The 12330-nt window shown below is 67.5% G+C and carries 13 protein-coding genes; 4 read left to right on the forward strand and 9 right to left on the reverse strand.

Annotated features, from left to right (window positions below):
* Positions 1 to 114: 114 nt before the first annotated feature.
* The 8 genes from RJT68_RS08875 to RJT68_RS08910 all read right to left on the reverse strand — a co-directional run bounded on the left by RJT68_RS08875 (position 115) and on the right by RJT68_RS08910 (position 4264).
* Positions 115 to 1032: a DMT family transporter gene (locus RJT68_RS08875; RefSeq protein ID WP_407039997.1), complete on the reverse strand. Its 918-nt coding sequence runs from the start codon at positions 1030 to 1032 to the stop codon at positions 115 to 117.
* A gap of 177 nt (positions 1033 to 1209) precedes the next feature.
* The gene (locus tag RJT68_RS08880; protein WP_407039998.1) at positions 1210 to 1707 is read right to left on the reverse strand and encodes an SRPBCC family protein; all 498 of its coding nucleotides are present in this window, start codon (positions 1705 to 1707) and stop codon (positions 1210 to 1212) included.
* 165 nt (positions 1708 to 1872) lie between these two features.
* Positions 1873 to 2301 carry an HTH-type transcriptional regulator LrpA1 gene (gene lrpA1, locus RJT68_RS08885; protein WP_407039999.1) on the reverse strand — a complete coding sequence of 143 codons (429 nt, stop codon included), beginning with the start codon at positions 2299 to 2301 and terminating at the stop codon, positions 1873 to 1875.
* A gap of 106 nt (positions 2302 to 2407) precedes the next feature.
* On the reverse strand, positions 2408 to 2659 hold the full coding sequence (locus RJT68_RS08890; RefSeq protein ID WP_407040000.1) for a KEOPS complex subunit Pcc1: 252 nt from the start codon (positions 2657 to 2659) through the stop codon (positions 2408 to 2410).
* A 39-nt stretch (positions 2660 to 2698) separates the two neighbouring features.
* The gene (locus RJT68_RS08895) at positions 2699 to 2833 is read right to left on the reverse strand and encodes a DNA-directed RNA polymerase subunit P (RefSeq protein ID WP_005581305.1); all 135 of its coding nucleotides are present in this window, start codon (positions 2831 to 2833) and stop codon (positions 2699 to 2701) included.
* A gap of 67 nt (positions 2834 to 2900) precedes the next feature.
* A complete protein-coding gene (locus RJT68_RS08900) occupies positions 2901 to 3164 on the reverse strand; it encodes a 50S ribosomal protein L37ae (protein WP_407040001.1) in 264 nt (87 codons plus the stop codon).
* A gap of 42 nt (positions 3165 to 3206) precedes the next feature.
* A complete protein-coding gene (locus tag RJT68_RS08905; protein WP_407040002.1) occupies positions 3207 to 3419 on the reverse strand; it encodes a hypothetical protein in 213 nt (70 codons plus the stop codon).
* A gap of 128 nt (positions 3420 to 3547) precedes the next feature.
* On the reverse strand, positions 3548 to 4264 hold the full coding sequence (locus RJT68_RS08910) for a DUF2103 domain-containing protein (protein WP_407040003.1): 717 nt from the start codon (positions 4262 to 4264) through the stop codon (positions 3548 to 3550).
* Between the two features lie 507 nt (positions 4265 to 4771).
* Here RJT68_RS08910 and yqeC point away from each other — a divergent pair.
* Together yqeC and RJT68_RS08920 are read left to right on the forward strand one after the other, a co-directional pair.
* On the forward strand, positions 4772 to 5530 hold the full coding sequence (gene yqeC / locus RJT68_RS08915) for a selenium cofactor biosynthesis protein YqeC (RefSeq protein WP_407040004.1): 759 nt from the start codon (positions 4772 to 4774) through the stop codon (positions 5528 to 5530).
* A 123-nt stretch (positions 5531 to 5653) separates the two neighbouring features.
* Complete coding sequence (locus RJT68_RS08920; protein ID WP_407040005.1) at positions 5654 to 7318, forward strand: hypothetical protein; 1665 nt, start codon at positions 5654 to 5656, stop codon at positions 7316 to 7318.
* An 81-nt stretch (positions 7319 to 7399) separates the two neighbouring features.
* Here RJT68_RS08920 and RJT68_RS08925 read toward each other — a convergent pair whose 3' ends face one another.
* Positions 7400 to 8176 carry an ABC transporter ATP-binding protein gene (locus tag RJT68_RS08925; RefSeq protein ID WP_407040006.1) on the reverse strand — a complete coding sequence of 259 codons (777 nt, stop codon included), beginning with the start codon at positions 8174 to 8176 and terminating at the stop codon, positions 7400 to 7402.
* Between the two features lie 162 nt (positions 8177 to 8338).
* Here RJT68_RS08925 and RJT68_RS08930 point away from each other — a divergent pair, with 162 nt between their 5' ends.
* Together RJT68_RS08930 and RJT68_RS08935 are read left to right on the forward strand one after the other, a co-directional pair.
* Positions 8339 to 8536, forward strand: coding sequence for a hypothetical protein (locus RJT68_RS08930; protein WP_407040007.1), 198 nt, complete (start codon positions 8339 to 8341; stop codon positions 8534 to 8536).
* 406 nt (positions 8537 to 8942) lie between these two features.
* Entirely contained in the window at positions 8943 to 12320 is a 3378-nt protein-coding gene (locus RJT68_RS08935) for a molybdopterin-dependent oxidoreductase (RefSeq protein WP_407040008.1), read from the forward strand.
* The last annotated feature ends 10 nt before the right edge of the window (positions 12321 to 12330 follow it).

Genomic DNA, 12330 nt, shown 5'->3' on the forward strand with positions numbered 1-12330 from the left:
TCCCCTCCCCTCCCCTCCCCTCTCCTCGAGGCCCGGCACGACGCCGAGCTACCGGGCGCGATCGAGTAGCGACGAAACGCCCCGCTCGAGGTAGAGTTCCGACCGGAACCCGACTCAGCCGCCTCCCCGGCGCTCCCGGCGAACGGTCGTCACGTAGATCCCCGCCAGTACGACGACCCCGCCGAGGACCGTGATCGGGTCCGGGACCTCCGAAAGCAGCGCGAGCGCGAGCACCGTCGCGCCGATCGGCTCGCCGAGCCAGGCGACGCTGACCACGACCGACTCGAGGTGTTTCAGGGCCCAGTTGACGACGGTGTGACCGAAGAGGCCGGGGCCGACGGCCATGGCGAGGAAGAGGACCCACTCGCGGGCCGGGTACGCGGCGTAGGCGTGTCCCTGAGCGGTCACGACGGCGAACAGCGTCAGCGCGCAGGCGGCGTAGACCACCGTGACGTACGGGAACAACGAGGCCCGCTGCCTGATCGACCGGCCGGCGAGGACGTAGCCGGCGACGGTGACCGCCCCGAGGATCGCCAGCGCGTTTCCGTACCCCGTCGCGTCGGAGAGGGGCGCCCGGCCAGCGTCGCCGAGGGACATCGCCGCTGCGCCGAGGATGGCCACGGCGATGCCGACGACGGTCGCGCGATCGACCCGCTCGCCGAGGAGCGCCGCGGCCCCGAGCGCGACGAAGATCGGCTGCATCTGGACGAGCGTCACGCTCGCGGCGACGCTCGTGTGGTTCAGGCTCTCGAACCAGGCGGCGAAGTGGATGGCCAGGGCTACGCCGGCGACCGCGGCGAGGCCGAAATCGCGCCTCGAGAGTCGGGCGAACTCCTCCCGGTGGCGAACGACGGCGATCGGCGCGACCAGCGCCGTCGTGAACAGGACGCGGTAGAAGGCGGCGACCGCACTCGGCGCGGCGCTCCACCGGACGAGGACGGCGCTCGAACTCGCGGCGAAAACGGCGAACGCGAGGGCGGCAAGCGGCGTCACCTCGCCGTCGGTCTCGAAACGCGTCGCGGTGCGGTCCATCGGCGCTCTCGATCGCATCGATTCGCGCGAGGGGCAAACGCGTTGCGACCCGTCGCTGGGTCGTTCCATTCTCCGTTCACGCCGGTATCTGCCCACGCCAGTCTTCGCCCGTCCCCGTCGCCGCACTCGTCTCCCGGTACTGTTCGGCCGTCACGCCCGTTCGGACGCGGGGTGGGATTAGGATCGCTCCCAGCGATCGTCCTCGAGCAGCGCCCGGGTCGTCCGGTGGCGCGCGCGAAACATGGGCTCGAGGCCGACGCGCGCGATCGGTCCGACGATGTCGCCCAGGGGGGTCGGCAGGTCGTACTCCAGGCGGTCGCGAACGACCGTCGCGTCGCCGTCGGCGACGAACGAGTGGGTGTGCTCCCAGCGCTCGAACGGTCCGCGAACCATCTCGTCGCGAAGGTACGCCGCGCCGTCTTCCAGCTCGCGGTCGACGATGGCGGCGGTCCACCGTTGTCGAGGCCCGACGCCGAACGGTCGGACGGACAGCGTCACCTCCGAACCTGCCTCGAGGACGTCGGGATCGGGCCCTCCGTCCGGACCGACGACGGACTCGACGCGCATGCCGAGCCACGCCGGCGTGACCGCGACGAGGCCGGAGACGTGCGAGTGGAAGTCGAAGACGTCCTCGAGCGGAGCGACGACGGTCGTCTGACGCTGGTACGTCGGCATGGGGAGAGAAACGGCGGACGGACGCAAAAAGTCGGGGGAGCCCACCGTCGACGCGCCATAATCGACGCCGTCACCGGCTCGCCCCGGAGGCGACGAGCCGCTGCCGTGGCGAACGGAGCGAATGACGGATTCGCGGAGGGAGAAGCTGACCCGGCGACGGGCGGATTACTTGAGTCGCTCCTGCAGGAACGAGGGGTGGGCGGCGGTGACGCCGTCGATCGAGAGGATCTCGTCGGAGATGATATCGCCGAGCGCGTCGCCGTCCTCGGCGCGCACCTCGGCCATCAGCATGTGGTCGCCGCTGGAACTGTACAGCGCTTCGATCTCGGAGAGGTCCCTGAGCGCCTTCGTCGCCTCGACGTAGCGTTCGCTCGCGACGTCGATGCCGACGAGCGCGATCGTCTGGCTCGAGAGCTTCTTCGGATCGACGTCCGCCGAGTAGCCGACGATGACGCCGTCTTCTTCGAGCTGTTTGATGTACTTTCGAACGGTCGGCTTCGAAACGCTCGCCCGTTCGGCGATCTCGGCGTAGGACGCCTGGGCGTCGTCCTCGAGGACCTCGAGGATGCGGTCTTCCGTCGCCTGGGTGCTCATACCACTAAGTTTTGCTTCCATGGAAAAATATCTTTTGTATTCGAAAACGACGAGTGGCGAGAATGACGTCGCTCACGATAGATGATCGAAAACTTCGGCGGTGGGGTCAGCGGCGTGCGATTTCGGCGGTTCGCTCCGCGACGTCGACGAGTGCGAACCACGTGTTGAGGGCGGCCCGGAGCGCCGTGACGTCCCGAGCGTGGATCTCGATCAGGACGGTCGCGCCGTCGCGGCCGATGGTCGTCCGCGAGCGGTCGTCGTCGATCTCGCCGACTTCGCGGGCGACGCTCTCGGCGACGATTCGCGCGCGCGTTTCGTCCCCGTAGTCGAACTCGAGGCTGGCGTCGTGGGAAAACACGGGACGGGTACGGTGGTGATCGGTCGCGGCCCGGGTCGGTTACCGGACGTCGACTTCCTTGACGTCGCGGCTGCGTTCTTTCAGGAGGACCCGGTGTCCGCAGTACGGGCAGCGAACGCCGCCGTACTCGTCGAGCTGGACGTCTCGCTTGCAGCGGGAGCACTTGTAGCTCATTGATGAGGGTGTGGGTTGGATTCGGATTCGGATTCGCGGTGTTCGGTTCGAGTCGGTGCGACGACGGTCACTCGTCCTCGGCGAGCGCGGCGCGGATCGAGCGGCGGACGGTGCGGCCGGCGGGGGTCTCCGGACGGTAGGCGCCGCCGGTGAAGATCTCGCCCGTCTCCTCGTTCTTCCAGATCCCCGTACCGACGCGGGTGACGTCGTCCCCGTCGACCGTCGCGTTGTTCATGTCGTCTTCGATCTCGCTGACGCGGCGCCGGGCGACGCGGCCGTATCGCGCGCCGAAGCGGCCGGCGCTGCCGACCTGTCCTTTCCGTTTGGCCATAGTATCGCAACCTATCGCCACGAGACTCATAAAGCTGTTGAGTCACGTCTCCTCCTCGGCGGCTCGAGACGCCGTCGGGCCGACCAGCAGTTCCCACCAGACGAGCACGAACGCGGCGACGAATCCGATCGGTCGGAGCGGCGCGACGAGGAGTCCGGTCCCGACGCCGGAGAGCACGATGAGCGATCTGAGAACGAGGCCGCTGATCGCGAGGGCTGGAATCGCCGCCAGCACGACGTCGGCGCGCTCGAGCATAGCTAATTAGATGTAATTAGCCCGGTCGGAAAAGGGGCTGAGAAGGGGCAGGTGCTGTCACTTCCATCGGATCGGGAACGCCACCTCCCCGGGGGCCTCGAGCGTCGACGTGGGTGGACCGCACCCGATCACCGGAACTCCTCCTCGGCCAGCACGGCGTTCAGGTCCTCGCGGATCCGCTCGCCCAGTTCCCGGTTCGGCGCGGTGGTGACGACCCGATTCTCCTGGACGCTCGAACCGTCCCGCAGGAGCATGCGGACGTTTCCGCCGTCGTCGGCGCGCGTCACCTTCGCCCTGAGCCCCGACTGGGACCCCTTCCCGCCGGCGTCGATGGGTCCGGGGATGACCTTCTTCACGTGGGGGTGGTCCGCGACGGTGCGGATGGCCCGCATGCCCGTTCGACCCCCGATGAGGGTGGTGTGGCTGCCGCCGATCTTCTCCGCCGGCGGGACCTCGACGACGTCGAGCGCCGGTTCGCCGCGGCGCTCGAGCACCGCCTCGACGGGCCGGTCGTCGTCGACGCGGTAGAACGGGTAGTGAAGTTCGTCCCTGACGGCCCGGATTATCGCCCGATCGCCGCCGGCGAAGACCTCGTCCGGGCGCTTGCGCCGGATGTCGTCGGCGATCAGTTCGACGAAGTTCCGGCGCTCGACGACCTCGTTCTCGCCCTCCTCGGGGATCGTCGTGATCGTGGTCGCGCCGCAGATCTCCTCGTCGTACAGCATCGTGACGGTCGCCCGCTCGCGCCCCGCCTCGAGAACGACGGCGTCGACGTTCTCTCTCCGGCATACCAGGCAGAAATCGCCGGGTTTCTCGAGGGGCGAGGCGCAGTGGCGACACTCCATATCCGACGTTTCGGGCCGGCGTGTAAAACCGACGTGTTTTCGACCGCTCCGGCACCGCACCCCGCCGACGCGGAGACGGCGGCTCGGCGCGGGGCCGGCTCCGGCCTTCAGACTTCCTCGAGTCGGCGTACCCGGGTGGCGATCGCTCGAGTCGCTCGACGACGTCGGCGGGCGCGCGTTGCTGCAGGTCCAGTTCCACTCGAGTGGGCTTCGATCGTGCATCGCCCGGTCCTGTTATTGGTGTCGCAGGTCCGCGGTCGCCCGCCCCAACTCTCGTCTCGAGCGGGCCGGTTCGGACGGACTACGGGGATCCGGCGGGCACAGTCGTTCGACGATCGGCGGACGACACGCCGACCGTTCGCCCGCCCAGTCTCGTTGGAGTGTTGATACCCCCCGCGGCATAAACCTAAACAACGTCCCGTTTCCCGTGACCGGCAGGCACCGGGGACGGTCCGCCGGCCGGTAGGCGTACCCTTTTGCCCCTCCTGGGCGTACCGAACGGATGGAATGGACCTCGTACGCGCCCTCGAGGCCGACGGCCCCCTGACGTGCGTCGTCGGCGCCGGCGGGAAGAAGTCGACGCTGTACGAACTGGTCGGTCGACTCGAGCGAACCGTGCTCACGGCGACCGTCCGCATTCCGATCTTCGACCGCCACGTCTCCGAGGTTCGCGTGACGGCAGATCCGCTCGCGGCGCTCGAGGCGCTCGAGGAGTCGGGTGATCACGAGTGGCCCCTCGGACTCGTGGCCGAACGCGAGGGGACCGACCGGTACGTCGGGTACGAACCGGAGACGGTCGATCGGATCGTCGCGACGGACGCCGTCGATCACGTCCTCGTGAAGGCGGACGGCGCCCGTACGCGGTTGCTGAAGGCGCCGGGCGATCACGAACCGCGAATCCCCCCCGGCGCCGACACCGTCCTGGCCCTCGCGAGCGTCCGCGCCGTCGGTCGACCGCTCTCCGAGTCGGACGTTCACCGCCCCGAGCGCGTCTCGACGGTCATCGGGCGCGAAATCGGTGAGCCGATCGAACCCGCGGACGTCGCGACGATCCTGACGAACCCGGAAGGCGGGCTGAAGGACGTCCCCGAGGGCGCGACGTACGTGCCCGTCCTCAACATGGTCGACGACGAGGATGACCGCGAGGTCGCAGAGACGATCGCGGCGGGGATTCTCGAGAGCGAGGCGGCCTCGAGCGGGCGACTCTCGCGGGTCGTTCTCACGAGCATGATCGCAGAGGATCCGCTAATTTCGGTCGTCGGCTGACTCGAGGGTCCGCGGTGAAAACTATTAAGTAGTTAACAGGAATAGGTTTGCGGTGATGATGATCCCGCCTATCGGACGGTCACGTTCAGGGCCGAAGGGTCGGCGGCGTTCCGAGGGGTGTCGATGAACGCGGTTCCACTCGAGATCGCACGAACCGAGTCGCGCCGATCGATTCGCGTCGTGATCGGCAACCGGACGACGCTGTTGTTGAACCTCGTGTTCGGCGTGCTCGGCTTCGGGTTCCTCACCGTCTTCGGCGGGATGGCGCTGTACTTCGCCGGTCGCGAGGTGGCGGCCGGCAACGTTCCGCTGTCGAGCGACCAGGCGAGCCAACTGGCGACCGGAGGGACGGCGCTGCTCTGGCTGTCGGCCGTCGTTTTCGCGACGGTGCGGACCGTCACCAGGGTGGCCGACGTCGACGAACCGGCGTGCCTCCTCGTCTCCACGTCCGTCCGGAACGCCGTCGTCGGCCTGCTCGGCGCCGAACTGCTCCTGTTGTCGATCTGGGTCGTTCCGCCGCTGCTCGTCCTGTCGGGGGCGTACGCCTACGGCACCGGCACCGTCCTGCCGGTCGCGCTCGCGCTCGGTCTCTTCGCCGTCGTCGCGACCACGGCGTTTCCCGTCGGATTCGTCCTCGGGGTGTGGATCCGCCACCTGATCACCGTCTACGAGCCGATCGCGCGGTACCGAACCCCGATCGTCGCGCTCGTGATGGTGGTGTACGTCGGTGTCTTCGCCACCGGCCAGTTCAACACCCTCGTGGGCACCCTGTTCGACCTCCTGAGCGGCAGTCCGCTCGACTGGCCGGGTCATCTCCTCCTCATCGCGATTCCGACCGTCTCGCCGTCGATCGGCGCGCTCGTCGGGACCCTTCTCGGAACGGCGCTCCTCGCGGGGGTCGGCCTCGCCGCCGGCGTCGCCTCCGCCAGGATCCACTGGTTCGCAGATCCCGCTCGCACCGAGGACGCCGTCGTCGACCGCGACTCCTCGAGGCGCCTCGACGATATCCTCTCGGTCGGCCTCCCCCGCGGGGTGCTGACGGTGGCAGCGACCGCGATCCGGCGGACCAAGCGCGCGCCGGCGCGACTGATCTTCGTCGCGTATCCGCTGTTCTTCTCGTTTTACTTCGTCGCACAGATCGTCCAGACGGGCACGGTCTCCCCGCCGGCCGCCGTCCTGTTTTGCCTCTACGTGGTCTGGGGATCGGGCGCGATCTTCACGCTGAATCCCCTGGGCGACCTCGGCCGCGGCCTCCCGGTCGTGCTGACGTCGACCCTCTCGGGACGGGACGCCGTCGCGGGTCGGATCGTCGCCGGCGCTCTCGTCGGCATCCCAGTCGCACTGCTCGTCAGCCTCGGCGTCGGATACCTGAGCCCGCTTTCGCTCGAGGCGACGGCGTTCCTCGTCGCCGGCACGGTCGTCGGCACCGTCGTTGCCCCCGCGCTCGCGACCGGCGTCGGCACGCTGTTCCCCCGGTTCGGGAGCGTCCGCGTCTCGAGCAACAGGGAGGCGATCGTCCCGAGCAAGACCGCGTTCGTCGTCTACACGCTCGCCCTGGTCGTTCCCGGGGCGTCGGCGGCGCTTCTCTACGCCGACGGCGGCGTGGAACTGGTGGCGACCGTCCTGACGACGCTCGTCTCGTGGATCCCTGGGCTCGACCTCTCGCTCGCGGTTCCACCCGAGGCGGTAACGGGCGTCGCGTGGGCGTTCCTCGCGCTCGGACTCGTCGCGCCGTTCCTGTCGGTCTCGTACGCCGTCCGACGGTTCGACCGGTACACGCTCGAGTAGCACGGGCGACGCTCGACCGTTTCTCTGGTCGGACACACCGAACGATCGAGACCGTCGACGATCCCTGGCGTCGGCCGCGGGTCACGCCGTCCGCCGTTCGGCGACTTCGCCCTCGGTCTCCTGCGTGACGGCGAGGAACGCGTCCTCGAGCGTTCCGCTCTCGCCGGTTTCGGCCCGCGATTTGAGGTCTTCGGGGTCGCCCTCCGCGACGAGTTTCCCGTCGTGAAGGACGCCCACCGTGTCGGCGAGTTCGTCGACGACCGGGAGGATGTGGGTCGAGAGAAAGATCGTCATCTCGCGGTCGGCCAGGTCCGCGATCGTCTCGCGCATCGTCCGCGCCGCACGCGGATCGAGGCCGCTGGTGGGTTCGTCGAGGAAGGCGACGGCCGGTTCGTGTATCACGGCCTGGATGACGCCGACTTTCTGGCGCATCCCCTTGGAGTAGGAGTCGATCCGCTTGTTCGCGTCCTCGTCGAGGTCGAACCGCTCGAGGAGGCGCTCGATCCGCTCGCTCGTCTCGGGTTCGGGCAGGTCGCGCAGGCCGCCGACGTACTCGAGTTGCTCGCGACCCGTCAGTTCCTCGTAGAGCGGCGGCTCCTCCGGGAGGTAGCCGATGCGCGGGGTGACGGCCTCGCGGTCCTCGATCGAGTGGCCGGCGACGCGCGCGGTGCCCGAGGTCGGCCTGGTGAGCGTCGTGAGCATCCGCATCGTGGTCGTCTTTCCGGCCCCGTTCGGGCCGAGGAAGCCGTAGACCGTGCCGGATTCGATCGTCGTCGTGAGGTCCGAGACGGCCGTCGTTTCGCCGTACCGCTTCGTGAGGGAGTCGATCTCGATGGCCGGCGTCGAGCGGGATGCCATAATGTCAATTGTTATTTCAGTCGAGATAAAAATACCCGTCTCTCGCTCCGAGGTCGACTCGCGTACACCCCGGTCGATTTCGATCGAGCGACCCGTCCGCGTACGGGACGAACACCTCTCGCTGAACGAAGATATAACTGGTTCACCGGCGGAGGTGTGACTGTGTCTCGCACGAACTGGCGACCGAAACCATCGATGGAGAAGAAACGGGGCCGCGAGGTGTGGGATCACAGGGGCCCGCACGAGATCAACGACGGTGAGATCGACGGCGAAATCGAGTTCGACGACGAGGTCCTCGAGGGATTCAGAGACGAGGACGACGGAAGTGTGGACGACGGCGACGAGGAGGGCGGAGACTGAGCGGAATCCCCACCGTAACTCCTTCCAATTCGGAAGGTCTGACCGCTAGTTCACCCCTTCGCAGAGGTTTCATCGAAGTTTCATCGAACACCGTCGAAAACGGTCGCTCTCGTCGGTAAACCGGTCGCGAAGTCGATCCCGATCACGGCCCGTCGTTCCCCCGTTCCGTTCGAGGCGTCCGCAACAGTCCGTTACCCCAAACTGTGCGAACGGCCACCTACGTTCCCGTGATGGTATTTGATGTGTGGATAGAAGTGAAGTATATAATAATAATTTAGCAGCTGTTCCGGGGAAATATTCATTATCGAAAATCGTGTGGTGTGCCTATGCGTCTCACTGCCAATCCGGTGAGGGCGGTGCATCGATTCTCGAGTGGGGGCGGCGATGGCAGCCACCGACTGCGATCATGAGCGGCGGCGACGCCCAGTCGGAACCGGTCACGCTCGACCTGGACCGACGCGCCTTCGTGAAGGCGAGCGCGCTCGCCGGCGGGATGATCCTCGGGGGCGGCGCGGGCGGCCACGTCCTCGGCCAAGAGGACCGGGAGGACGACGGGATCGCCGAGGGCGCCGGCACCGAGACGGCGAAGGTGATCTGTAACTACTGCGCGGTGGGCTGTGGCTTCAAGGCGGTCAAGGAGGGCGATTCCTTCGTCGCCCAGGAGCCGTGGTTCGAGAACCCGATCAACAACGGCGCGCTCTGCTCGAAGGGGGCGGGCATCCTCGAGACCGAACACTCGCCGAAGCGACTCAAACACCCGATGCGGAAAGAAGACGGCGAGTGGCGCAAGGTCACGTGGGAGGAAGCCTACCAGGAGATCGCGGACACGTGGGAGCGGGTGATCGAGGAGTACAGCCGCGAGAGCGTCATGCTCCTCGGGAGCGCTCACCACTCGAACGAGGCGGCCTACGCCAGCCGCAAGTTCGCGGCGTTCATGGGGACGAACAACGTCGACCACCAGGCGCGGATCTGCCACTCCCCGACCGTCACGGGGCTGGCGAACACCTGGGGGTTCGGCGCGATGACGAACACGATCAACGACTACCGGAACGTCGACCTGCTGCTCATCATCGGGCAGAACCCGGCCGAGTCCCACCCCATCGCGATGCAACACATCCTCGAGGGACAGGCCCGCGGCGGGACGATCGTCTCGATCGACCCCCGGTACACGAAGACGTCGGCGCACGCCGATTACTTCTACCGGATGCGCCCCGGCACCGACGTCGCGATCATGATGGGGCTGCTCAACTACATCGACGGGCAGGGCGAACTCGACGAGGAGTTCCTCGACAACCGGGTGATGGGGTGGGAGGACGTTCGAACCGAACTCGAGCGGTACGACCTCGAGACGGTCGCGGACATCACCTGGATCAGCGAGGAGAACTTGCGGGAGATCGGAGACCTGATCGTCGAGAACGGACCCCGGGTCCAGGTCGAGTGGGCCATGGGCGGGACCCAGCACAACAACGGCACCCAGAACATCCGCTCGTACGCGCTGTTCAGCCTCGCGACGGGGAGCGCCGCTCGATCCGGCGGGGGGTTGCAGGTCATGCGTGGCCACGCGAACGTGCAGGGGGCGACCGACCTGGGGGTCGACGCGAGCATCCTCCCCGGCTACTACGGCGTCGGCTCGCCCGGTTCCTGGGAACACTGGACCGAGGTCTGGGACAGGAGCCCGTGGACCAGCGGGAGCACGTCGTTCGAGGAGCTGTACGAGCGGTTCGAGATGATGCCCGAGGAGATGTGGGGCGCGATCGAAGAGCCGGTCGCGGTGGCCCAGGAGACCGCCGAGGGGGTGAGCGTGGAGGAAGCCGCCGACGAGGAGGGCGACGGTGGAGACGACGGCGAGGAAGACGACGGGCAGGAGGACGAAGCGGAGGGGGAGGCGGACGACGAGGAGGGTCTCGCCGAAGACGCCCCGATCGACGAGGCCGATCCGCGATCGCTGATGTTCCACAAGGGACTGACAGTCGCCCGCTGGTACGAAGCCGCGCTCGAGCAGGATGACAGGTTGCTCGAGTCGGAACTGTATCAGCCGGAGCAGCTGAAGATGGCCTTCTTCTGGGGCCACTCGGCGAACTCGATCACCGAGATGGACAAGATGAAGCGGGCGATGGAGGCGCTCGACCTGCTGGTCGTCGTCGACGTCTTCCCCGCGGTCTCGAGCACGCTCCCCGACGACGCGGACGTGCTCTTGCTCCCGGCCTCGAGCCAGTACGAGCACGTGCGGTCGGTGACGAACTCCCATCGGTCGGTGCAGTGGAGCGAGGCCGTCGGCTCACCCCGGCACAACTCGAAGCCCGATTTGCAGATCTTCCAGGAGCTGGCCCAGTACATGGGCTTCGGCGAGCACTTCGACTGGGGGAACGGGCCTGAGGTTCACAACGGGCGCAGCTCCTACGAGGACGCCCTCCGGGAGATCAACCTCGGGACCCGATCGATCGGCTACCAGCAGTCCCCCGAGAAGCTCCAGCAGCACCAGGAGTACGACTGGGCGTTCAGCACCGAGACGCTGCAGGCGGAGAACACGGGGACGCCCGTCGACGGGGACTTCTGGTCGCTTCCCTGGCCCTACTGGGGCGGCGACCACCCCGGCTCGCCGATCATCTGGACCAAGGAGGCCGACCCCCGGGACGGTGGCCACGACTTCCGCGAGAACTGGGGCGTGCGTGCGCCGTCGCCGGAGGAGTGGGAGGAACTCGACGTCGACAAGGAGTACCCACTACAGGAAACCTACGACGAGCGCGGCGAGGACGGTCTGGACCTGCTCGCCGAATCGTTCGAGGCGCCCTGGTGGGACGGCCAGGAGGTCATCGGCGTCCCGTCCTATCCGGCCTACGCGACGCTGTTGCCCGACGATCTGGAGAATCCGTCCACGCAGACGCTCCCGGTGGAGTACGCCCTCGACGAGGAGGAATCGGTCTACACCGCGGCCCAGGCACTCGACGAGGAGTACGGCGACCAGATCGACATCGATCCGTCGGACTACGAGGAGTACGATTCCCCTCAACCCGATCCGCCGACCGGCCGCGGAAAGGCTCGAGCCGTCGTCTGGAACTTCCTCGACACGGTGCCCGTCCACCGGGAACCGGTCGAGAGTCCCCGGCCGGATCTGGTCGAAGAGTGGCCGGCCAACGGCGAGCAGATCAACTTCTGGCGGCTCGACCAGAACAACGCCTCGGTGCAGGAGGAGGCGACGGCGGCGGTCCACACCGAACTCGGCAGCGACGCCGAGGACGGCCGCACCGTGATCCTCACGTCGGGTCGGCAGGTCGAACACCAGGGCGGCGGCGCGGAGACGCGGAACAACAAGTACACCGCTGACACCCAGCCGCACATGTACGCGGAGATCAACCCGACCGTCGCGAACGAGCTCGACATCGTCGGCGGCGACGATCACGTCGTCATCACCTCCGTCGACAAGGGGTCGATCCTCGTCAAGGCGAAGGTGACCAATCGGGTGAACGAGGAAGAGGTGTTCCTCCCGTACCACTGGGGCGGCGTCTTCCACGGGGAGAGCCGGACGGATCAGTGGCCCGAGGGAACGGAACCGATGGCGATCGGCGAGAGCGCCAACATCATCACGCCGAGCGGGTTCGACGCCGAGACGCAGATGCAGGAGACGAAGTCGGGCGTCGTCCACCTCCAGAAGGCCACCCAGCAGCTGGTCGACGACCTCGACATGGAGTTCATCGACTACCCGCAGGACGAACTCGAGCTCGGCCAGCAGAAGTCGTACGACGTACGCGAGTGGGACATGTTCGAAGGGGGGCCGACGCGATGAGCCACCGCAA

The organism is Halovalidus salilacus, assembly GCF_031852275.1.
Taxonomy (GTDB): Archaea; Halobacteriota; Halobacteria; order Halobacteriales; family Natrialbaceae; genus Halovalidus; species Halovalidus salilacus.

Coding starts and splice junctions, on each gene's coding strand:
- RJT68_RS08875 (WP_407039997.1), bottom strand. CDS start 1,032: ATGGACCGCACCGCGACGCGTTTCGAGACCGACGGCGAGGTGACGCCG.
- RJT68_RS08880 (WP_407039998.1), bottom strand. CDS start 1,707: ATGCCGACGTACCAGCGTCAGACGACCGTCGTCGCTCCGCTCGAGGAC.
- lrpA1 (WP_407039999.1), bottom strand. CDS start 2,301: ATGAGCACCCAGGCGACGGAAGACCGCATCCTCGAGGTCCTCGAGGAC.
- RJT68_RS08895 (WP_005581305.1), bottom strand. CDS start 2,833: ATGAGCTACAAGTGCTCCCGCTGCAAGCGAGACGTCCAGCTCGACGAG.
- RJT68_RS08900 (WP_407040001.1), bottom strand. CDS start 3,164: ATGGCCAAACGGAAAGGACAGGTCGGCAGCGCCGGCCGCTTCGGCGCG.
- RJT68_RS08905 (WP_407040002.1), bottom strand. CDS start 3,419: ATGCTCGAGCGCGCCGACGTCGTGCTGGCGGCGATTCCAGCCCTCGCG.
- RJT68_RS08910 (WP_407040003.1), bottom strand. CDS start 4,264: ATGGAGTGTCGCCACTGCGCCTCGCCCCTCGAGAAACCCGGCGATTTC.
- yqeC (WP_407040004.1), top strand. CDS start 4,772: ATGGACCTCGTACGCGCCCTCGAGGCCGACGGCCCCCTGACGTGCGTC.
- RJT68_RS08920 (WP_407040005.1), top strand. CDS start 5,654: ATGAACGCGGTTCCACTCGAGATCGCACGAACCGAGTCGCGCCGATCG.
- RJT68_RS08925 (WP_407040006.1), bottom strand. CDS start 8,176: ATGGCATCCCGCTCGACGCCGGCCATCGAGATCGACTCCCTCACGAAG.
- RJT68_RS08935 (WP_407040008.1), top strand. CDS start 8,943: ATGAGCGGCGGCGACGCCCAGTCGGAACCGGTCACGCTCGACCTGGAC.